This window comes from Enterobacter cloacae complex sp. S1, assembly GCF_014930525.1.
Lineage (GTDB): Bacteria > Pseudomonadota > Gammaproteobacteria > Enterobacterales > Enterobacteriaceae > Enterobacter > Enterobacter hormaechei_C.
On sequence record NZ_JADBRE010000003.1, the window covers coordinates 55,555 to 77,757 of the forward strand.

Below are 22,203 nucleotides of genomic sequence, written 5' to 3' on the forward strand. Positions count from 1 at the left end.
AGGCAACGAAAGTTGCCTTTTTTAATGTTTTCTCCCTCTCCCCGTGGGAGAGGGCCGGGGTGAGGGCATCAGGCCCCCCCTTTTTTAACTCTCTTTCACCTGCCCCCGTAAAACCGGCACCGGTAACCACGCACGAATGCTCAAACCGCCCCGCTCGCTGGTGCCAATTTCCAGCAGTCCGTTATGGTTATCAACAATACGCTGCACAATCGCCAGGCCTAAGCCGGTTCCGCTGGTGCTGCGCGCGCTGTCGCCGCGCACGAACGGCTGGAACAGGTGCTTACGCTGCTCAGGCTTGATGCCCGGACCATCGTCTTCCACCTGGAACCAGGCGCGGTTGAGTTCCGTACCACTGCTGACTTTGATCCAGCCGTTGCCGTAGCGCGCCGCGTTAACCACCATATTCGCCACCGCGCGTTTAATGGAGAGCGGATGCATACGTACCTGAATCTCACCTGCCTGAAGGTCGGTCGCAATTTCACGTTCGTAGCCGCTTTCGGCGGCAACCACTTCGCCCAGAACCGCGTTCAGATCCGCCATCTCCATCGGCATCTCCTGCCCGGTGCGCAGGTAGTCGATAAACTGCTCGATGATGGCGTTACACTCTTCGATATCCTTGTTGATGGACTCTGCAAGATAACCATCCTGCTCGCCCATCATCTCTGTTGCCAGCCGGATACGCGTCAGCGGGGTGCGAAGGTCATGGCTGACCCCCGCCATCAGCAGCGTACGGTCGTCCGCCAGCTGTTTAACGCCTGCCGCCATGTGGTTAAACGCACGCGTTACCGAGCGCACTTCCGATGCGCCATACTCACGCAGCGGCGGAGGGATAATACCTTTACCGACCTGCAATGCCGCATGCTCCAGGTCGACCAGCGGTCGGTTCTGGATACGAATAAACAGCCATGCGCCGCCGATGGCCAGCAGCATGATCGCCAGGGTGTATCGGAACAGCGGCGAGAAGTCGCCCTGATGAATCTCGGTGAGCGGAACGCGCACCCAGATGTTGGGTGACAGCCAGGTTTTCAGCCAGACAACCGGCGAGCTTTTATTGACCTCAACGCGCACTTCCGTCGGGCCACCAAGCTGCTGCGCCATCTGCTGGCTAAGGAATTCATAGTGCTGCGCCCAGCGCAGGCCGGCATCTTCCGCCGCTTCGTTCGAGTAGAGAGAAATGCCCAGCTCACGGTAGATTTCCCGACGGAACGCCGGGGGAACAACCAACTGCGTGCCGTCCTCCAGTTGCAGTTTGTCGGTCATCAGCATACGCACTTCGTATGCCAGCACCTTATTAAACTGCTGAAGGCTCGGCAGGATTGCAAAGTTCAGCACCACCAGGTAAGTCGTCACCAGGCTGACAAACAGCAGGGTGACGATCAATAACAGCGTGCGGGCAAACGAACTTCGCGGCGAGAAGCGCATTCGCCTCATGCTTTAGAGCCGTCCGGAACAAACACGTAGCCCAGACCCCACACGGTCTGAATATAACGAGGATGCGCCGGATCTTCTTCCACCATGCGGCGCAGACGAGAGATCTGCACGTCGATAGAACGCTCCATCGCGGAGTATTCACGACCACGCGCCAGGTTCATCAGCTTGTCACGGGAGAGCGGCTCACGCGGGTGACTGACCAGCGCTTTCAGCACCGCGAACTCACCGCTGGTGAGCGGCATTGGCTCATCTTCACGGAACATTTCACGGGTGCCGAGGTTCAGCTTGAACTTACCGAATGCAATGACGGCCTCTTCCTGAGACGGCGCGCCCGGCAGTTCGTTCGCCTGACGACGCAGCACGGCGCGAATACGCGCCAGCAGTTCACGCGGGTTGAACGGCTTTGGAATGTAGTCATCAGCGCCAATCTCAAGGCCGACAATGCGGTCGACTTCTTCACCCTTCGCCGTCACCATGATGATCGGCATCGGGTTGCTCTGGCTGCGCAGACGGCGGCAAATAGAGAGCCCGTCTTCGCCAGGCAGCATCAGGTCCAACACCATCAGGTGGAAAGATTCACGCGTCAGCAGACGATCCATCTGTTCCGCGTTCGCGACGCTACGAACCTGGAAGCCCTGCTCGGTCAGATAACGTTCCAGCAGCGCACGCAGGCGCATGTCGTCATCTACGACCAGAATTTTGTAGTTCTCTTGCATTGTGTGTACTCCCAAAGGTTCGGATAAGCCTGGAACAGCGTATTCTAAAAAAGTGCACGGGTTCGACCAGCAAATTCTGGTATAAATTCTAGACGAAATTGTTACAAAGCATATTTAACAGCAGCTTATCTGTTCATTTCATCACATAAATCATTATTAATCTTGTCTGTTACACTGTGCGCTACGTATTGTGCGCAAAGACAGTTAACCGGCATTAAAGGCTGCACCATGAAAACGCCTCTGATCACCCGTGAAGGGTACGAGAAACTCAAAAAAGAGATGGATTACCTGTGGCGCGAAGAGCGTCCGGAAGTGACCAAAAAAGTCACCTGGGCAGCAAGCCTGGGCGACCGCAGCGAGAATGCGGACTACCAGTACAATAAAAAGCGGCTGCGCGAAATCGATCGCCGGGTACGCTACCTGACGAAGTGCCTCGAGAATCTCAAAATTGTCGATTACTCCCCGCAGCAGGAAGGTAAAGTCTTCTTCGGCGCGTGGGTCGAAATTGAAAACGACAGCGGCGACACCCTGCGTTTTCGTATCGTCGGCTACGATGAAATTTTCGGTCGTAAGGATTACATTTCTATCGACTCACCCATGGCCCGCGCCCTGCTGAAAAAAGAGGTAGGCGATTTAGCCGTTGTCCAGACGCCTGCGGGTGAAGCAAGCTGGTACGTCAACGAAATCGAGTATGTTAAATAGTCCGAGAGCGCCCTCCCCGGCTGGCATTTTTTGGTGTCAGCCCGTATAACTATCCCCCTGATTTTCGATCCACAAGATGAACTGACCATGATGAAAGAGTCGCTCTGCCGCATTATTGCGGGTGAACTTCAGGCCAGAGCCGAACAGGTAGAAGCTGCCGTTCGCCTGCTTGATGAAGGGAACACCGTGCCGTTTATTGCACGTTATCGTAAGGAAGTCACCGGCGGTCTGGATGACACGCAGCTGCGAAACCTGGAGACCCGTCTGGGCTATCTTCGCGAGCTGGAAGACCGACGTCAGGCGATCCTCAAATCTATCGGCGAGCAGGGCAAGCTGACCAGTGACCTGGAAAAAGCCATTAACGGTACCCTGAGTAAAACCGAGCTCGAAGACCTCTATCTGCCGTACAAACCGAAGCGCCGCACGCGCGGGCAGATTGCGATCGAAGCCGGCCTTGAGCCACTGGCCGATCTGCTGTGGAACGAGCCGTCTCACGATCCGGAAACCGAAGCCGCCAAATTTATCGACGCCGATAAAGGCGTAGCGGACACCAAAGCCGCGCTGGACGGCGCGCGCTATATTCTGATGGAGCGCTTCGCCGAAGACGCGGCGCTGCTGGCCAAAGTGCGTGATTACCTGTGGAAGAACGCGCATATCGTCTCCACCGTGGTGTCCGGCAAAGAGGAAGAAGGCGCGAAATTCCGCGACTACTTCGATCACCACGAACCCATTTCTACCGCGCCGTCTCACCGCGCGCTGGCGATGTTCCGCGGCCGTAACGAAGGCGTGCTGCAACTCTCCCTGAATGCCGATCCACAGTTTGACGAGCCGCCAAAAGAGAGCCACTGCGAGCAGATCATTATCGACCATCTGGGCCTGCGCCTGAACAACGCCCCGGCGGACAGCTGGCGCAAAGGCGTGGTGAGCTGGACCTGGCGCATCAAGGTGCTGATGCACCTCGAAACCGAGCTGATGGGCACCGTGCGCGAGCGCGCCGAAGACGAAGCGATCAACGTCTTCGCCCGTAACCTGCACGACCTGCTGATGGCGGCGCCAGCTGGCCTGCGCGCCACCATGGGTCTCGATCCGGGTCTGCGTACCGGCGTGAAGGTGGCCGTGGTTGACGGCACCGGCAAGCTGGTTGCCACCGACACCATTTACCCGCACACCGGTCAGGAAGCGAAAGCGGCTGTCGTCGTCGCCGCGCTGTGCGAGAAGTACAACGTTGAGCTGGTTGCCATCGGTAACGGTACGGCGTCCCGAGAAACTGAACGTTTCTATCTCGACGTGCAGAAGCAGTTCCCGAAAGTGACGGCGCAGAAAGTGATCGTCAGTGAAGCGGGGGCATCTGTCTATTCCGCCTCGGAACTGGCAGCGCAGGAGTTCCCGGATCTGGACGTTTCCCTGCGCGGCGCGGTCTCTATCGCCCGTCGTTTGCAGGATCCGCTGGCGGAGCTGGTGAAGATTGACCCGAAATCCATCGGCGTGGGCCAGTATCAGCACGACGTGAGCCAGACGCAGCTGGCGCGTAAGCTGGATGCGGTAGTGGAAGACTGTGTTAACGCCGTTGGCGTGGACCTGAACACCGCTTCCGTGCCCCTGCTGACCCGCGTGGCGGGCCTGACCCGTATGATGGCGCAGAATATCGTCGCCTGGCGTGATGAAAACGGTCAGTTCCAGAACCGCCAGCAGCTGCTGAAGGTGAGCCGTCTGGGGCCAAAAGCATTTGAGCAGTGCGCGGGCTTCCTGCGCATCAACCACGGCGATAACCCGCTGGATGCCTCTACCGTTCACCCGGAAGCCTATCCGGTTGTCGAGCGTATCCTGGCCGCCACCCGGCAGGCGCTGAAAGACCTGATGGGCGACAGCAGCGCGCTGCGTAACCTGAAAGCGGTGGATTTCACCGACGAACAGTTCGGCGTGCCGACGGTCACCGACATCATCAAAGAGCTGGAAAAACCGGGCCGCGATCCGCGCCCTGAGTTTAAAACCGCGACCTTTGCTGAGGGCGTAGAAACCATGAACGACCTGCTGCCGGGCATGGTGCTGGAGGGGGCGGTAACCAACGTCACCAACTTTGGCGCGTTTGTGGATATCGGCGTGCATCAGGATGGTCTGGTGCATATCTCTTCCCTCGCCGACAAGTTCGTTGAAGATCCGCACACCGTGGTCAAAGCGGGCGACATCGTGAAGGTGAAAGTGCTCGAAGTGGATCTCCAGCGCAAGCGTATTGCCCTGACCATGCGTCTGGACGAGCAGCCGGGCGACACTAACGCGCGCCGTGGCGGTAATGGCGGTGGCCGTGAACAGCAGCGTCCGGCAGCGAAAGCCGCGAAGCCACGCGGACGTGACGCACAGCCGGCGGGCAACAGCGCGATGATGGATGCGCTGGCAGCGGCGATGGGTAAGAAACGCTAATGCTGTAAATGCCCGGTGGCGCGACGCTTACCGGGCCTACGGTTTTGTAGGCCGGGCAAACGCAGTGCCGCCCGGCAAGCAGGCCGCAGGGAATTAAAATAAATATGTTGTATCCATATTTAAACCACGAATTATCACCTCATTAACAAATAGCCCTCTTTTTATTTTCACCTCAATTTCGAAAATATTGAGCAAGGTCAAGCAGACCGCAAATTAATACGATTAACAACATCCCGTCACATTTTTATTATTGCTGATAAAAACTATTCTCATTATCATCGCAGTGTAGATTATTTAACCTATCGTGGAATCAGGCGCTATGCAATTCACTCCAGACAGTGCGTGGAAAATTATCGGTTTTACCCGTGAGATAAGCCCGGCCTATCGGCAGAAGCTCCTGTCACTGGGCATGCTACCCGGCTCATCATTCCAGGTTGTGCGCGTTGCGCCGTTGGGCGATCCAGTTCATATCGAAACCCGACGCGTTAATCTGGTTCTGCGTAAAAAAGATCTCGCATTAATTGAAATTGAATCTTTATCCCGTTAACAAGCCAGCGGTTTCAGTGAGTCTACTACAATGAAAAAATTAACTATTGGCTTAATTGGCAATCCTAATTCCGGCAAGACAACCTTATTTAATCAGTTAACTGGCGCACGCCAGCGTGTGGGAAATTGGGCAGGCGTGACGGTTGAACGCAAAGAAGGCCAGTTCACCACAACAGATAATCAGGTCACGCTGGTTGATTTACCGGGGACCTATTCACTCACCACGATTTCATCCCAGACCTCTCTCGATGAGCAAATTGCCTGCCACTATATTCTGAGCGGCGACGCGGATCTGCTCATCAACGTGGTGGATGCCTCTAACCTCGAACGAAATCTGTATCTCACGTTACAGCTGCTGGAGCTGGGTATTCCCTGCATCGTGGCGCTTAACATGCTCGACATCGCGGAGAAGCAAAAGCTGCGCATCGACGTCGATGCCCTCTCCGCCCGTCTGGGCTGCCCGGTGGTTCCGCTGGTTTCCACCCGCGCTCGCGGCATTGACGCCCTGAAGCTGGCGATTGACCGCCACACGGGCAATGCCGACGTCGAACTGGTGCACTACGCCCAGCCGCTGCTGCGCGAAGCCGGGCAGCTGGCGCAGGAGATGGATAACAGCATGCCCGCCAGACAACGTCTGTGGCTTGGCCTGCAAATGCTGGAAGGCGATATCTACAGCCGCGCCTACGCAGGCGATGCGGCGGATAAGCTGGATGTCGCACAGGCTCGCCTTAGCGACGAGCTGGATGACCCGGCCCTGCACATTGCGGATGCGCGCTATCAGGCCATCGCCGCTATCTGTGACGTGGTCAGCAATGCATTAACCGCTGAACCCAGCCGCTTCACCGCCGCCGTGGATAAAATTGTGCTCAACCGCTTCCTCGGTTTACCGATCTTTTTACTGGTGATGTATGTGATGTTCCTGCTCGCCATTAACATCGGCGGTGCATTACAACCTATCTTTGATGGCGGCTCTGTCGCTATCTTCGTGCACGGTATTCAGTGGCTGGGCTACACCCTCCACTTCCCGGAATGGTTGACCATCTTCCTTGCGCAGGGGATCGGCGGCGGGATCAATACCGTCCTGCCGCTGGTGCCGCAGATCGGCATGATGTACCTGTTCCTCTCCTTCCTTGAGGATTCCGGTTACATGGCGCGCGCCGCCTTCGTGATGGACCGCCTGATGCAGGCGCTGGGGCTGCCGGGCAAATCCTTCGTGCCGCTGATTGTCGGCTTTGGCTGTAACGTGCCGTCAGTCATGGGCGCGCGTACGCTGGATGCCCCGCGCGAACGCCTGATGACCATCATGATGGCGCCGTTCATGTCCTGCGGCGCGCGGCTGGCGATCTTCGCGGTCTTTGCCGCGGCGTTCTTTGGTCAGGAAGGAGCGCTGGCCGTCTTCTCCCTGTATGTGCTGGGTATCGTGATGGCTATTCTCACCGGCCTGATGCTGAAGCACACCATCATGCGTGGCGAAGCGTCGCCGTTCGTGATGGAACTGCCGGTTTATCACGTTCCGCATCTGAAAAGCCTGATTATTCAGACATGGCAGCGCCTGAAGGGCTTCGTTCTGCGCGCCGGTAAGGTGATTGTGGTGGTCAGCATTTTCCTGAGCGCCCTGAACAGCTTCACTCTGAGCGGCCAGGCCGCGGACAACATTAATGACTCTGCCCTGGCCTCCGTCAGCCGGATCATTACGCCGGTCTTCAAACCGATTGGCGTTCAGAAAGACAACTGGCAGGCAACCGTGGGCCTGTTCACCGGCGCGATGGCAAAAGAGGTGGTTGTCGGCACCCTGAACACGCTTTACACCGCGGAAAACATCCAGGAAGAGGAGTTTAATCCGGCAGCGTTCAACCTCGGCGATGAACTGCTTGGCGCGGTGGAAGAAACCTGGCAGAGCCTGAAAGACACCTTCAGCCTGAGCGTACTGGCGAACCCGATTGAAGCCAGCAAAGGCGACGGCGAAATGGCGACCGGAGCAATGGGCGTGATGGGCCAGAAATTTGGCAGCGCGTCGGCGGCCTACAGCTACCTGATCTTCGTCCTGCTCTATATTCCGTGCATCTCGGTCATGGGCGCCATTGCCCGTGAGTCCAGCCGTGGCTGGATGGGCTTCTCCATTCTGTGGGGGCTGAACATTGCCTACTCGCTGGCGACCGTGTTTTATCAGGCCGTCAATTATAGCCAGCATCCGCGCTACAGCCTGGTCTGTATCCTCGCGGTGATCCTGTTTAACGTGATGGTGATTGGCCTGCTGCGCCGGGCGCGTAGCCGCGTTGACGTTAACCTGCTGGCGACGCGTAAAACCCCGACAACCTGCTGTAGTAGCCCTGCGGGCGACTGTCACTGAGGGAAAAAAACATGGCATCGTTGATTCAGGTTCGTGACTTACTGGCGTTACAGGGACGAATGGAGGCGAAGCAGCTCAGCCTCAGCCTGCATACGCCGCAGCCGATGATCGATGCCATGCTGGAAAGGCTGGAGGCCATGGGGAAAGCCGTGCGCATCCAGGAAGAGCTGGACGGTTGTCTGTCCGGCAGTTGTAAGAGTTGTCCTGAAGGTAAAGCCTGTCTCAGGGAGTGGTGGACGCTTCGCTGATAAAAGCGGACAGCGCCGAACAAAACTCAGCAGGATGAGAGATGAACGGCGCATGTGCCGCTTTGGCAACCACCATTGATTTACTCTCCGGCCACAGCGCATCCAGCAGCGGAACCACCTTGCGCGGAACCAGTCCATCCAGATAGCCATAAATACGCAGATGCGGCACCGTTAACGACGCCAGCGGCTCGCGCAGATCGGCCGTTTTCAGGATTTCCAGCCCTCCGTTCAGCACCTCAACCTCCGGCATCGGCAGAGAAAGCACCGTCTGCTTCAGCGTCCGCGCATCCTGACGGGCGGTTTCTGTTCCCATCGTCTGTAATGCCAGGAAACGCTCCACCGTCCGCTGGAAGTCTTCGCTCAGCTGATGCTGGAACCCGGCCAGCACCTCAGGTTTGATGCCCGGCCACGCCTCGCGGGCGCTGAAACAGGGTGATGAGGCAACGGTGATCAGCGCCTGGACCCGTGCAGGATGGTGCAGCGCAATCTGGCTTGCCACCAGCCCGCCCAGGCTCCAGCCGAGCCAGACGGCTTTTTGCGGCGCCGCCTCCAGAACCTGCTCCGCCATGTCGTCGAGCGTCATCGCGCCGTAGCCGTGGCTGCGGCCATAGCCCGGTAGATCCACCAGGTGTACCGTGAATTGCGAGGCCAGTTCCTCACTTATGCAACGCCACACTTCCGCGTTCAGTCCCCATCCGTGCAGCAGCACAAGATGACAATTTCCCGTCCCAACGGTCTGCCACCACAGCGTCTTCATCAGTTAACGTTCTCTTTTTTCATATGGAGGTTGCGTATGCTAACAGTGCCCGGCTTGTGCTGGCTATGCCGAATGCCACTTGCAATGAGCGCGTGGGGCGTCTGTTCCGTTTGCACGCGAGCGCTGGGTTACCTGAAGGGCTGTCCGCAATGCGGCTTGCCTGCCGTAAGCCAGACGCTCCCCTGCGGCCGATGCCTGAAAAAAGCGCCGCCGTGGAGCGCGCTGGTGGCGGTGGATGATTACGTTTTGCCGCTGAGTCGTCTGGTTCATCAGTTTAAGTTTTCCAGCCAGACTGCACTGGCGCAGCCCCTGGCACGCCTGTTGTTACTGGCGGTATTACAGGCGCGAAGAACGCGCGGGCTGCCGCCGGTCGACACGCTTGTGAACGTGCCACTGTTTCAGCGTCGGCACTGGCGGCGGGGATACAATCAGAGCGACCTGCTGTGCCGTCCGCTCGCCCACTGGCTGGGTTGCCAGTACCCAGCCTCTGCGCTGAAACGTACTCATGCCACTGCCGTTCAGCACCGGCTCAACGCCCGGTCGCGCAAAAGGAACCTGAAAAACGCCTTTCGCCTTGAATTGCCGGTCAACGGCCTCCATATCGCGATTGTGGATGATGTCGTCACCACGGGCAGTACCGTGGCTGAACTTTCCCGACTGCTTTTGCAAAGCGGCGCCGCGTCAGTTCAGGTATGGTGTCTGTGCCGTACCTTGTAGCCCTTCTTCAATGGGCGTATGATTATACCCAAGTAATTTAGTCAACTATTAGGCCAAAGCTATGATCCGTATTTCCGATTCTGCACAAGCGCACTTTGCCAAACTGCTGGCAAATCAGGAAGAAGGGACACAGATCCGCGTGTTTGTGATCAATCCAGGCACTCCGAATGCAGAATGTGGTGTCTCTTATTGTCCTCCGGATGCTGTGGAAGCAACTGACACTGCCCTTAAATTTGAACAGCTCACCGCGTACGTTGATGAGCTGAGCGCGCCGTATCTTGAAGATGCGGAGATTGATTTCGTCACCGATCAGCTGGGTTCTCAGCTGACGCTGAAGGCGCCAAACGCGAAGATGCGTAAAGTCTCTGACGATGCCCCGCTGATGGAGCGTGTGGAATATCTGCTGCAATCGCAGATCAACCCGCAGCTGGCCGGCCACGGGGGACGTGTTTCCCTGATGGAAATCACCGAAGATGGTCTGGCGATCCTGCAATTCGGCGGCGGCTGTAACGGCTGCTCCATGGTTGATGTTACTCTGAAAGAAGGGATCGAGAAGCAGCTGCTGAACGAATTCCCGGAACTGAAAGGCGTGCGCGATCTGACCGAGCACCAGCGCGGCGAGCACTCTTACTACTGATTCAGTCCCCGTCTGTATTGCCCGGTGGCGCTGCGCTTACCGGGCCTACTTTTTCTTGCTTCCCCCTCTGTATGTTGACCTGCGTCTCATAATTCAAATTTTGCCTCCCTGGGTGATTCTCAATCACCGCATGTTACCCGTATCATTCTCGTGGGCACTCAACACCCTTATAACAGCCGACTAAACTTAACGTTTTCGCAGGCATCAGTATGAGTGCCGTTAACACTCTGTTCCCAGTTGGGACAACCGGAATTTGTCGTTGAAACAATGACGTTACCCATAACAATTCAAAGGCCAGGTCAATCATGCCATTAGTCATCGTCGCTATCGGTGTTGTGTTATTACTGCTCTTGATGATCCGCTTCAAAATGAACGGATTTATCGCTCTGGTTCTGGTGGCACTTGCAGTCGGTCTGATGCAGGGAATGCCGCTGGTTAAAGTTATCAGCTCCATTAAAGCCGGTGTCGGCGGTACGCTCGGCAGCCTGGCGCTGATCATGGGCTTCGGCGCCATGCTCGGTAAAATGCTCGCGGACTGCGGTGGCGCACAGCGTATTGCCACCACGCTGATCGACAAATTTGGTAAGAAGAACATTCAATGGGCGGTGGTGTTAACCGGTTTTACCGTCGGTTTCGCGCTGTTCTATGAAGTGGGCTTCGTGCTGATGCTGCCGCTGGTGTTCACCATCGCCGCTGCCGCCAACATCCCGCTGCTGTTCGTGGGTGTGCCGATGGCTGCGGCGCTGTCCGTCACCCACGGTTTCCTGCCGCCGCACCCGGGCCCAACGGCTATCGCCACCATCTTCCATGCCGATATGGGTAAAACCCTGCTGTTCGGTACGATTCTGGCGATCCCGACGGTGATTCTGGCAGGCCCGGTGTATGCGCGCTTCCTGAAAGGCATTGATAAGCCTATCCCGGAAGGGCTGTACAGCGCCAAAACCTTTACTGAAGAAGAGATGCCAGGCTTTGGCGTCAGCGTCTGGACCTCACTGGTACCGGTGATCCTGATGGCGATGCGTGCCATAGCAGAGATGGTTCTGCCGAAAGGTCACGCGTTCCTGTCCGTTGCGGAGTTCCTGGGCGACCCGGTGATGGCAACGCTGATTGCGGTTCTGATCGCCATGTTCACCTTCGGTCTTAACCGTGGTCGTTCCATGGATCAGATCAACGACACGCTGACCTCTTCCATCAAAATCATTGCCATGATGCTGCTGATCATCGGCGGTGGCGGCGCGTTCAAGCAGGTGCTGGTCGACAGCGGCGTGGACAAATACATCGCGGCCATGATGCATGAAACCAACGTATCGCCTCTTCTGATGGCATGGTCTATTGCCGCGGTGTTGCGTATCGCGCTGGGCTCTGCGACCGTTGCGGCGATTACCGCGGGCGGTATCGTTGCGCCGCTGATTGCGACCACGGGCATCAGCCCTGAGCTGATGGTTATCGCGGTTGGTTCCGGTAGCGTGATTTTCTCCCACGTGAACGATCCGGGCTTCTGGCTGTTCAAGGAGTACTTCAACCTGACCATCGGTGAAACCATCAAGTCCTGGTCCGCGCTGGAAACCATTATTTCGGTGTGCGGTCTGGTCGGGGTGCTGCTGTTGAATATGGTGGTTTGATGTAAAAAAGCCGGGTGGCGCTGACGCTTACCCGGCCTACATTCTATTCCCTCTCCCTCTGGGAGAGGGTTAGGGTGAGGGTGAAACTACCGCTTCTTACCCACCGCTTTTCGCCGTTTATCCAAATCCTTAATCAACCTGTTCACCCCGTCATCGGCAAACATCGCTTCAAGCGTTGTGGACAGCTTGCGACGCCAGTTTTTGTACTGATAGCTGGTGCCGGGGATGTTTACCGGCTCCGCCATATCAATCCAGTCTTCCGGTTGCAGACCGAGCAACGCGCTGTTGCTGTCGGCAATATAGCGCTGTAAGCCACGGTTAAGCGTTGGCGTCATCGACATCAGCGACGCCTTATGCCCGGCGCGCTTCGGCAGACAGCCATGCTTATGCAGCGCATCCAGCAACCCCTGCTTCGCCAGCTCGCGATCCTGATACAGCCCACGCAGAACCTCTTCATCCGGGTAGAGACCCAGCGTTTTGCCGAGCGTCAGGTCGCCGCTTTCCCAGTAGCCTCTGAGCGTAGGAAGATCATGCGTCGTCGCGACTGCCATTGACTGTTCAGGGTACGCTTTCGGCGCGCGGAAGGTTTTCTCATGGTCGTTTTCAAAATAGAGCACTTTGTAGGAGTAAACCCCGCTGTCGCGGAGCTTGCTGACAATTTCCACCGGCACGGTACCGAGATCTTCGCCAATCACCATGCACTGATGACGTTTACTCTCCAGCGCGAGGATTGAGAGCAGGTCGTCCACCGGATACTGCACGTACGCCCCGTGGTCAGCCGTTTCACCGTACGGGATCCACCACAGGCGCAGCACGGACATCACGTGGTCGATACGCAACGCACCGCAGTTCTGCATGTTAGCGCGCAGCAGGTCGATAAACGGCTCGTAGGCACGCGCCGCCATCACGTGCGGATCCATCGGCGGTAAGCCCCAGTTCTGACCGAGCGGGCCCAGAATATCCGGCGGCGCCCCCACAGAAGCTTTCAGGCAGTAAAGTTCACGGTCACACCAGGTTTCCGCCCCGCCTTCCGCCACGCCGACAGCCAGATCGCGATACAACCCGATCAGCATGTTATAGCCCTGGCTCACCTGCCAGCAGGCGGCAAACTGGCTGTACGCCAGCCACTGCAACCAGAGATAGAAATCCACCTCGTCGGCATGCGTCTCACAGAATGCCTTCACTTCCGGGGTATCAACGGACTGATAGGCTTCCGGCCACACCGGCCAGCCCCAGCGCATCTCGTCCTCCTGAACCTGATACGCATGCAGCGCATCAAACGCTGCCTGCCAGTAAAGGCTCTCACCTTCCTGCATCACAAACTGGCGGAAGGCTGCCATCTGCTCGTCGTCACGCTTCGCAAAGCCCTTCCAGGCCAGACGCAGAGCCGCCATTTTCAGCGCGGTAACGGAGGCGTAATCAACCCAGTCCGCATCGCGGGCCTGTTTCAGCAGCTGTTGCGTGGTCTCAAGCTTCCACCACGCCTGCGCCTCTTTGCTGTTTTTGAAATCGTCTAACGCGTTAACGTCGATGTAAATCACGTTCAGCCAGCGACGGGAAGACGGGCTGTACGGGCTGGCGCTTTCCGGATTCGCCGGATAGAGGGCGTGGATCGGGTTGAGGCCGATGAACGCGCCGCCGCGCTCACCAACAGATGCCAGCATCTTTTTCAGGTCGCCAAAATCGCCAATGCCCCAGTTGCTGTCCGAACGCAGGGTATAGAGCTGCACGCAGGCGCCCCACAGCTTTTTGCCTTCACGCAGCGCCTGCGGCTCATAGCAGCGCTTTGGCGCCACAATCACCCGACAGTGAAAACGCTGGTCGTCCCGGGTAAGCGTAAGCGTGTGGTAGCCCTCCGGCAGCTTCGCCGGAAGGTTGAGGGTTTTGCCGCCGGTGGCATGGCCTTTGTGCTGATGCCCCTCTTCGGTAGTGAGCAGCCAGCTGAACTCGCCGCGCCCTTCCACCGCCAGCGGCATCTTTTTGCCCGCGGTAAAGACCTTGACGTTCGGCACCGGCGCACCCGACGCTTTCGCGTCGGTTTTGTGCATGGCATCCAGCAAACGTCTTTTGGTGTCCGCACCAATAGACTGCGGTTTGCCGTGCGCATTGATGTAACTGAGGCTAATTCCCGCCGCCTGCGCGGCACTGTCCAGACGTTTACTCTCCATCGCGCTTCCTTAGCGTTTTGCCTGCCAGATACGAGCCTGATAATCACGGATTGAGCGGTCAGAGCTGAACATACCGCAGCGCGCGGTGTTCAGGATACACGCGCGGGTCCAGGCATCCTGGTCGCGATACAGCACGTCGACCTGCTTCTGCGCTTCAACGTAAGCCGAGAAGTCAGCCATCACCAGGTACGGGTCGCCGCCCTGTTTGTCCATGCTGTGCAGCATCTGGTCAAACGCGTGCTTGTCGCCGTCGCTGTACTTCCCGCTTTCCAGCTCTTTGAGCACCGCATCCAGCACTTTATCTTTTTTACGCCATTTCACCGGGTCGTACCCTTTGGCTTTGATGGCTTTCACTTCTTCAACAGTATGGCCGAAGATAAAGATGTTCTCTTCGCCGACCTTCTCGGCGATTTCGACGTTCGCACCGTCCAGCGTGCCGACGGTCAGCGCGCCGTTCAGGGCCAGCTTCATGTTGCCGGTACCGGACGCTTCTTTACCGGCGGTAGAGATCTGCTCGGAAATATCCGCCGCCGGGATCAGCATTTCAGCCGCAGAAACGCAGTAGTCCGGCAGGAACACCACCTTCAGCTTGTCGCCCACTTTCGGATCGCTGTTGATCGCCGCCGCCACTTTATTAATGGCAAGGATAATGTTTTTCGCCAGGTAGTAGCCCGGCGCCGCTTTCGCACCGAACAGGAACACGCGCGGGACGCGGTCGGCCTGCGGGTTCTCGCGGATCTCTTTGTACAGCGCCAGAATGTGCAGCAGGTTCAGGTGCTGACGTTTGTACTCGTGCAGTCGTTTGATCTGGATATCGAAAATCGCATTCGGGTTGATCTCAATTCCGGTGCGCATTTTCACAAACTCGGCCAGACGAACCTTGTTCTCCAGCTTAATGGCGCGGTACTGCTCGCGGAACTTCGCGTTGTCGGCCTGTTTTTCCAGGTTGATGAGCTGGTCCAGGTCGTTGGCCCACTCTTTCTTCAGGGACTTGTCCAGCAGGCCGGCCAGCAGCGGGTTGCACTGCTTAATCCAGCGACGCGGCGTGATGCCGTTGGTCACGTTATGGAATTTGGTCGGCCACAGCTGGTGGTATTCCGGGAAGAGATCTTTCACCACCAGATCCGAGTGCAGCGCGGCAACGCCGTTCACCGCAAAGCCGCTGACCACGCACATGTTCGCCATGCGCACCTGCTTGTCGTGCACAACGGCCAGCTTCGCCCAGACGGCCTTATCGCCCGGCCAGGTTTTCTCCACCAGCGTTTTGAACTGGTCGTTAATCTTGTTGATGATCTGCATATGGCGCGGCAGCAGCGTTTTCACCAGCTTCTCATCCCAGCACTCGAGCGCTTCCGGCATCAGGGTGTGGTTGGTGTAGGCGAAGGTGCGGCTGGTGATGGCCCAGGCGTCGTCCCAGCTCAGCTGATGCTCGTCGATCAGCACGCGCAGCAGCTCCGGGATGGCAATGGTCGGATGCGTGTCGTTAAGCTGAATAACTTCGAAGTCCGGCAGCTGAGCCAGCTTGCGGCCCGCCAGGTGGTGGCGACGCAGAATATCCGCCACGGAGCAGGCGCACTGGAAGTACTGCTGCATCAGACGCAGCTTTTTACCCGCCAGATGATTATCGTTCGGGTAGAGGACTTTGGTCAGCTTCTCGGCGTCGATCCCCTGCTGCTCGGCGCGCAGGAAATCACCGTCGTTGAATTTGGTCAGGTTAAACGGATGCGCGTGCTTCGCCTGCCACAGGCGCAGCGGCTGCGCCACGCCGTTACGGTAGCCGAGTACCGGCAGGTCCCAGGCTTCACCGGTAATGGTGAACGCCGGTTCCCAGAGTCCCTGCTTCGTGACTTTCCCGCCAATCCCGACCTGCACATCCAGCTGCGCGTTGTGGCGGAACCACGGATAGGTATTGCGGTGCCAGTCATCCGGCGCTTCCATCTGATGGCCGTCGGCAAATGACTGACGGAACAGGCCGTACTGATAGTTCAGGCCATAGCCAATCGCCGACTGGCCCACGGTTGCCATGGAATCCAGGAAACAGGCTGCCAGACGTCCCAGACCGCCGTTACCCAGCGCCGGATCAATCTCTTCTTCCAGCAGATCGGTCAGGTTGATGTCGTGTTCTTTCAGCACGTCACCGACCTCCTGATACCAGCCAAGGTTCAGCAGATTGTTACCCGTCAGACGGCCAATCAGGAACTCCATTGAAATGTAGTTGACGTGACGCTGGCCTTTCACGGGCTTCGTCACAGGCTGAGCGTCCAGCTGCTCTGCGAGCGCCCCGCTCACCGCCTGCCACCACTGGTGAGGCGTCATTTCGTTTGCAGCATGAAGGCCAAAACGCTGCCACTGACGCGTCAGGGCAGCCTGAAATTGAGCTTTGTTGAAAGTAGGCTGTGACATAGGGAATCGGCATCCTGTAGAGAGTAAAAACATTTAGCGCTAGTGTGCCTGGCTCATTGCGCCTCTTCCTCCTCCTGTCGGGGATTAGACAGGGAGGAGTAGCGGGGATGAGCATAAAAGTGTGATCGAGGCCACTGTGTGAGTGTGCGCTTCGCTGAAAAAGCGATCCCGGAAGAGCGTCAAAGAAATGAAATGCAGTTTCGGAGGAATTAATCATCGCTGAAATGATTACTTACGTAGAATAATATTTCCGCGCGTCGCGATTATTCAGCACCCCTATTAAGCCGATGCAACTTTCCCCGAAGTTAATTAACTTCAGCGTCATTATCTCTTTCTGAAACCAGTTTCAGCGCAACCGCGACTTATGCACACAAGCCAGAAGCAGCGCGGCATCCAGCCATTTACGGAAAGTTCCATCAGTGATGAGAATGTTTTGTGACAGAGTGCAAATTCAGAGCCTCCAAACCCAGACATAACTTGCAATAGTTCCTCTATTGGCCGAACTTATAGATATTAATTACGAAGCGCAAAAAAAATAAATTCTCTCGTTCCCCACAGTGAAGTGAAAACTATGTTGATTCCGTCCAAATTAAGTCGCCCGGTTCGTCTTGACCATACTGTGGTCCGCGAGCGCCTGCTGGCTAAACTTTCCGGTGCGCATAATTTCCGACTGGCGCTGGTTACGAGTCCTGCGGGTTATGGAAAAACAACGCTCATTTCGCAATGGGCGGCAGGTAAAAGCGATCTTGGCTGGTACTCCCTGGATGAAGGGGATAACCAGCAGGAGCGTTTTGCCAGCTATTTAATTGCCGCGATTCAGCAGGCAACCAACGGACACTGCGTCACCAGCGAGGTGATGGTGCAAAAGCGCCAGTACGCCAGCCTGTCCTCTCTTTTCTCCCAGTTGTTTATCGAGCTGGCCGAATGGCATCGCCCGCTGTATGTGGTGATTGATGATTATCATCTGATCACCAACCCGGTTATTCACGAGTCCATGCGTTTCTTCCTGCGCCATCAGCCGGAAAACCTGACGCTGGTTGTCCTGTCGCGTAACCTTCCGCAGTTGGGCATTGCCAACCTGCGCGTGCGCGATCAGCTGCTGGAAATCGGCAGTCAGCAGCTGGCCTTTACCCATCAGGAAGCGAAGCAGTTCTTTGACTGCCGCCTGACGTCTCCGATTGAGGCGTCGGAAAGCAGCCGCCTGTGCGATGACGTTGCCGGCTGGGCCACGGCGCTTCAGCTGATTGCCCTCTCCGCGCGGCAAAACAACAGCCCGACGCATCAGTCCGCACGCCGCCTGGCGGGCATCAACGCCAGCCACCTGTCGGATTATCTGGTGGATGAGGTACTCGACAGCGTTGACCTCTCCACCCGCCATTTCCTGCTGAAAAGCTCCCTGCTGCGTTCCATGAACGATGCGCTGATTGTGCGCGTCACCGGCATTGAAAACGGGCAGCTTCAGCTCGAAGAGATTGAACGTCAGGGTCTGTTCCTGACGCGCATGGACGATCCCGGCGAATGGTTTAGCTACCATCCGCTGTTTGGCAGCTTCCTGCGCCAGCGTTGCCAGTGGGAACTGGCCGCAGAGCTGCCTGACATTCACCGCGCCGCCGCCGAAAGCTGGATGGCGCAAGGTTTTCCGAGCGAGGCTATCCACCATGCGCTGGCCGCCGGGGATGCCGGTATGCTGCGCGATATTCTGCTCAACCACGCGTGGGGACTGTTCAACCACAGCGAACTGACGCTGCTGGAAGAGTCGTTAAAAGCGCTGCCGTGGGAAAGCCTGCTGGAGAATCCGCGTCTGGTGCTGCTCCAGGCCTGGCTGATGCAGAGCCAGCATCGCTACAGCGAAGTGAACACCCTGCTGGCGCGCGCCGAGCAGGAGATGGAAAGCGAGATGGATACCACCCTGCATGGCGAATTTAACGCCCTGCGTGCGCAGGTGGCGATTAACGACGGTGACCCTGAGGAAGCAGAACGGCTGGCGATGGTCGCGCTGGATGAGCTGCCGCTGGCGAATTTTTACAGCCGTATTGTGGCCACCTCGGTACACGGCGAAGTGCTGCACTGTAAGGGCGATCTCACGCGTTCGCTTTCACTCATGCAGCAAACCGAACAGATGGCGCGCCGCCACGATGTCTGGCATTACGCCCTCTGGAGCCTGATCCAGCAAAGCGAGATTTTATTTGCTCAGGGGTTCCTGCAAGCCGCCTGGGAAAACCAGGAGAAAGCGTTCCAGCTGATCCGTGAACAGCATCTGGAACAGCTGCCGATGCACGAGTTCCTGTTGCGTATTCGCGCTCAGCTGCTGTGGGCATGGTCGCGTCTGGATGAAGCAGAAAGCTGCGCCCGCCAGGGTCTGAATGTCCTTTCGAGCTTCCAGCCGCAGCAGCAGCTCCAGTGTCTGGCTCTGCTGGTGCAGTGCTCGCTGGCGCGCGGCGACCTGGATAATGCCCGCAACCATCTTAACCGCCTGGAAAACCTGCTCGGCAACGGGCAGTACCATAGCGACTGGGTATCCAACGCCGATAAGGTGCGGGTGATTTACTGGCAGATGACCGGCGATAAAAAGTCCGCCGCCAACTGGCTGCGTCATACGCCTAAACCGGAATTTGCCAATAACCACTTCCTGCAAAGCCAGTGGCGCAACATCGCCCGCGTGCAGATCCTGCTGGGTGACTTTGAGCCTGCCGAGATTGTGCTGGAAGAGTTAAACGAAAACGCCCGCAGCCTGCGCCTGATGAGCGATTTAAACCGCAACCTGCTGCTGTTAAACCAGCTTTACTGGCAGGCGGGACGTAAAAACGATGCCCAGCGCGTACTGCTGGAAGCGTTGCAGCTGGCGAACCGCACCGGGTTTATCAGCCATTTTGTGATTGAGGGTGAAGTGATGGCCCAGCAGCTGCGCCAGCTGATTCAGCTCAACACACTGCCAGAACTCGATCAGCATCGCGCCCAGCGCATTCTGCGCGAGATTAACCAGCACCACCGCCACAAGTTTGCGCACTTCGATGAGAACTTTGTTGAACGTCTGCTGAATCATCCGGAAGTGCCGGAGCTTATCCGCACCAGCCCGCTCACCCAGCGTGAATGGCAGGTGCTGGGGCTGATCTATTCCGGCTACAGCAACGAGCAGATTGCCGGTGAGCTGGCGGTGGCGGCGACCACCATCAAAACGCACATTCGCAATCTGTATCAGAAGCTGGGCGTAGCGCATCGACAGGATGCGGTGCAGCATGCACAGCAGCTGTTGAAGATGATGGGATATGGAGTGTAATTCCTCTGCGGTCTGATGCCCTCACCCCGGCCCTCTCCCACAGGGAGAGGGAGAAAATTTTGTAGGTCGGGTAAGCGCAGCGCCATCCGACACAACTGCTAGCACAATTCCAGCTGCAAATTGTTATCCTTAATTACCTGCATCACGCCCGCCGGCGGCATTACGTCGGTGTAAACCGCATCCACCATGCTGATGCTGCCCATGTTGACCATCGCGTTACGGCCAAATTTGGAGTGGTCCACCACCAGCATCACGTGACGTGAGTTTTCAATGATCGCGCGCTTGGTGCGCACCTCGTGGTAATCAAACTCCAGCAGCGAGCCGTCGCTGTCGATGCCGCTGATCCCCAGAATGCCGAAGTCGAGGCGGAACTGAGAGATAAAATCGAGCGTCGCTTCGCCGATAATGCCCCCGTCGCGGCTGCGCAGTTCGCCGCCCGCGAGGATGATGCGGAAATCGTCTTTCTGCATCAACGTGTTGGCCACGTTCAGGTTGTTGGTCACCACGCGCAGGTTCTCGTGGTTCAGCAGCGCATGGGCGACCGCTTCCGGCGTGGTGCCGATATCAATAAACAGCGTCGCGCCGTTCGGGATCTGGCTCGCCACTTTACGGGCGATACGCTCTTTCTCTGCCGTTTGCGTCGCCTTACGGTCATGCCATGAGGTGTTCACCGAGCTGGACGGCAGCGCGGCGCCGCCGTGGTGACGCAGAATACGGTTCTGATCGGCCAGGTCGTTGAGGTCACGACGGATGGTTTGCGGGCTGACGGCAAACTGCTCCACCAGCTCTTCAGTACTGACGTATCCCTGTTTTTTTACCAGTTCGATAATGGCGTCATGACGTTGTGTTTGTTTCATGAAATATCCCTGGGAATTATGTTCGTTTTCGCGCATGGAGCGTATCGGCCAGCGCCATCGCCAGCCCAACCGCCAGGCCGGTAACGTGCGCACCATTGGCGATAGACATACCAAACAGATCAAACCATCCGGCAATAAGCCATATTAACGCAAAGGTTATTAATCCACGTTGTAAATAGATGCCGCTATCCGGGTCGCGCTCGCCTCTGAGCCAGGCGTAACCCATCAGGGCGTACACCACGCCGGATAACCCGCCAAACCATGGACCGCTGAATTTGTGCTGCACGTAGCCGCTTAACAGGGCGCTGATAAGGGTGATCACAATCAGCTTGCCGCTGCCGAGCCGCTTCTCCACCGCCCCGCCGAGATACCACCACCACAGCAGGTTAAAGAGGATATGCATCACCGAGAAGTGCATCAGCGCATGCGTGAAGTAGCGCCAGACGTCAAATTGCAGGGAGGGATCGTACGGCCATGCGAGGGCAATCATCACGCTCTGATCGCCCACCACGCTCATAATAATGAAGACGATGATGCAGGCTGCCATCAAAAGCAGCGTAAACGGTCCTGCGCGCTCGCGGAGGGTGGCGAGAAACGGAAAACGTTGATAGTGCAGGCCACTGCCGGTCTGGCCGGATTGCCAGCTTGCCGCCAGATAACGCGGGTCGCCCGGGTTTTCCAGAAAACGCGCCAGCTCGTCATTCACGCGGCCGGCCTGGCTTTCGTCTGCCAGCCAGACATCCGTCTGTGTATGCTGCTGAATAGTCAGGATAATGCCCTGCGTCGCCATATAGTCGACAAACGCCTGGGCGACGCGCGGGTTGCTAAAAGAGGTGATCATCAACATGGGCAGCGGTCGCTTATTTCCACACAAAAGGGGACAGTATAGCGGGATCAGCGCTCAAACGCGTATTCAACTTCTGCCGGGAAATGACGATGCCAGGCATCGAAGCCGCCATCGACGCTGTACACCGCGTCGTAACCCTGCTGGAGCAGATACTGCGCCGCGCCTTTACTACTGTTGCCGTGATAGCACATCACCATCACCGGGGTATCGAAGTCGTTATCGCGCATAAACGCGCCCAGCGTGTCGTTGGTGAGATGGAACGCGCCCGGCGTGTGGCCCATCGCAAAGCTCTGCGGATCGCGGATATCCACCAGCACCGCTTGTCCCTGGTGCATCTTCTGATGGGCTTCTTCTACGTTAATACATTCAAACTGATCCATGGTGTTCTCATCTTATATTCAGGTGTGGTGCGGTTTTCCCCTCACCCTACCCTCTCCCGGAGGGAGAGGGAAACGGATCACCCTCTCCCCGTGGGAGAGGGCTGGGGTGAGGGCATCAGACCGCACT

At 57.3% G+C, this 22,203-nt stretch carries 17 protein-coding genes; 9 read left to right on the forward strand and 8 right to left on the reverse strand.

Annotated features, from left to right (window positions below):
- Positions 1 to 84: 84 nt before the first annotated feature.
- Together envZ and ompR are read right to left on the reverse strand one after the other, a co-directional pair.
- A complete protein-coding gene (gene envZ / locus IM290_RS02165; protein ID WP_003861615.1) occupies positions 85 to 1,431 on the reverse strand; it encodes a two-component system sensor histidine kinase EnvZ in 1,347 nt (448 codons plus the stop codon).
- Positions 1,428 to 2,147 (reverse strand): two-component system response regulator OmpR, encoded by a 720-nt coding sequence (ompR, locus tag IM290_RS02170; RefSeq protein WP_001157751.1) that lies wholly within the window; start codon positions 2,145 to 2,147, stop codon positions 1,428 to 1,430. The genes envZ and ompR overlap by 4 nt, the downstream gene beginning before the upstream one ends.
- Positions 2,148 to 2,375: 228 nt before the next feature.
- Here ompR and greB point away from each other — a divergent pair, with 228 nt between their 5' ends.
- The 5 genes from greB to feoC all read left to right on the forward strand — a co-directional run bounded on the left by greB (position 2,376) and on the right by feoC (position 8,411).
- Entirely contained in the window at positions 2,376 to 2,849 is a 474-nt protein-coding gene (greB, locus tag IM290_RS02175; protein WP_017384149.1) for a transcription elongation factor GreB, read from the forward strand.
- A gap of 87 nt (positions 2,850 to 2,936) precedes the next feature.
- Entirely contained in the window at positions 2,937 to 5,267 is a 2,331-nt protein-coding gene (locus IM290_RS02180) for a Tex family protein (RefSeq protein WP_193041617.1), read from the forward strand.
- Positions 5,268 to 5,586: 319 nt separating this feature from the next.
- Positions 5,587 to 5,814, forward strand: a complete 228-nt coding sequence (feoA, locus tag IM290_RS02185; protein ID WP_015571441.1) for a ferrous iron transporter A — start codon at positions 5,587 to 5,589, stop codon at positions 5,812 to 5,814.
- Positions 5,815 to 5,844: 30 nt separating this feature from the next.
- Entirely contained in the window at positions 5,845 to 8,163 is a 2,319-nt protein-coding gene (gene feoB, locus IM290_RS02190) for a Fe(2+) transporter permease subunit FeoB (protein WP_193041598.1), read from the forward strand.
- Between the two features lie 11 nt (positions 8,164 to 8,174).
- On the forward strand, positions 8,175 to 8,411 hold the full coding sequence (gene feoC, locus IM290_RS02195) for a [Fe-S]-dependent transcriptional repressor FeoC (RefSeq protein ID WP_193041597.1): 237 nt from the start codon (positions 8,175 to 8,177) through the stop codon (positions 8,409 to 8,411).
- Here the strand turns inward: feoC and bioH are convergent.
- The gene (gene bioH, locus IM290_RS02200) at positions 8,386 to 9,168 is read right to left on the reverse strand and encodes a pimeloyl-ACP methyl ester esterase BioH (protein ID WP_193041596.1); all 783 of its coding nucleotides are present in this window, start codon (positions 9,166 to 9,168) and stop codon (positions 8,386 to 8,388) included. The two genes, feoC and bioH, sit on opposite strands and share 26 nt — an antisense overlap.
- A 36-nt stretch (positions 9,169 to 9,204) precedes the next feature.
- Between bioH and gntX the strand changes: the two genes are divergently transcribed.
- The 3 genes from gntX to gntT all read left to right on the forward strand — a co-directional run bounded on the left by gntX (position 9,205) and on the right by gntT (position 12,144).
- Positions 9,205 to 9,885: a DNA utilization protein GntX gene (gene gntX, locus IM290_RS02205; RefSeq protein ID WP_193041595.1), complete on the forward strand. Its 681-nt coding sequence runs from the start codon at positions 9,205 to 9,207 to the stop codon at positions 9,883 to 9,885.
- A gap of 61 nt (positions 9,886 to 9,946) precedes the next feature.
- On the forward strand, positions 9,947 to 10,522 hold the full coding sequence (nfuA, locus tag IM290_RS02210; protein WP_003861601.1) for a Fe-S biogenesis protein NfuA: 576 nt from the start codon (positions 9,947 to 9,949) through the stop codon (positions 10,520 to 10,522).
- A 305-nt stretch (positions 10,523 to 10,827) separates the two neighbouring features.
- Positions 10,828 to 12,144, forward strand: a complete 1,317-nt coding sequence (gene gntT / locus IM290_RS02215; protein WP_032620990.1) for a gluconate transporter — start codon at positions 10,828 to 10,830, stop codon at positions 12,142 to 12,144.
- Between the two features lie 86 nt (positions 12,145 to 12,230).
- On the opposite strand, the gene malQ is transcribed toward gntT, so the two are convergent.
- Both malQ and malP read right to left on the reverse strand, forming a co-directional pair.
- Positions 12,231 to 14,312, reverse strand: coding sequence for a 4-alpha-glucanotransferase (gene malQ, locus IM290_RS02220; RefSeq protein WP_193041594.1), 2,082 nt, complete (start codon positions 14,310 to 14,312; stop codon positions 12,231 to 12,233).
- A 9-nt stretch (positions 14,313 to 14,321) separates the two neighbouring features.
- Positions 14,322 to 16,715, reverse strand: coding sequence for a maltodextrin phosphorylase (gene malP, locus IM290_RS02225; protein ID WP_033488065.1), 2,394 nt, complete (start codon positions 16,713 to 16,715; stop codon positions 14,322 to 14,324).
- Positions 16,716 to 17,286: 571 nt separating this feature from the next.
- Here malP and malT point away from each other — a divergent pair.
- Positions 17,287 to 19,992: an HTH-type transcriptional regulator MalT gene (malT, locus tag IM290_RS02230; protein WP_015571449.1), complete on the forward strand. Its 2,706-nt coding sequence runs from the start codon at positions 17,287 to 17,289 to the stop codon at positions 19,990 to 19,992.
- Between the two features lie 98 nt (positions 19,993 to 20,090).
- Here the strand turns inward: malT and IM290_RS02235 are convergent, their stop codons facing one another.
- The 3 genes from IM290_RS02235 to glpE are packed head-to-tail and all read right to left on the reverse strand — an operon-like array spanning position 20,091 to position 22,076.
- Entirely contained in the window at positions 20,091 to 20,849 is a 759-nt protein-coding gene (locus IM290_RS02235; protein WP_017384141.1) for a DeoR/GlpR family transcriptional regulator, read from the reverse strand.
- A 16-nt stretch (positions 20,850 to 20,865) separates the two neighbouring features.
- The gene (gene glpG, locus IM290_RS02240; RefSeq protein ID WP_015571451.1) at positions 20,866 to 21,696 is read right to left on the reverse strand and encodes a rhomboid family intramembrane serine protease GlpG; all 831 of its coding nucleotides are present in this window, start codon (positions 21,694 to 21,696) and stop codon (positions 20,866 to 20,868) included.
- A gap of 47 nt (positions 21,697 to 21,743) precedes the next feature.
- The gene (glpE, locus tag IM290_RS02245) at positions 21,744 to 22,076 is read right to left on the reverse strand and encodes a thiosulfate sulfurtransferase GlpE (RefSeq protein ID WP_015571452.1); all 333 of its coding nucleotides are present in this window, start codon (positions 22,074 to 22,076) and stop codon (positions 21,744 to 21,746) included.
- Positions 22,077 to 22,203 lie beyond the last annotated feature (127 nt).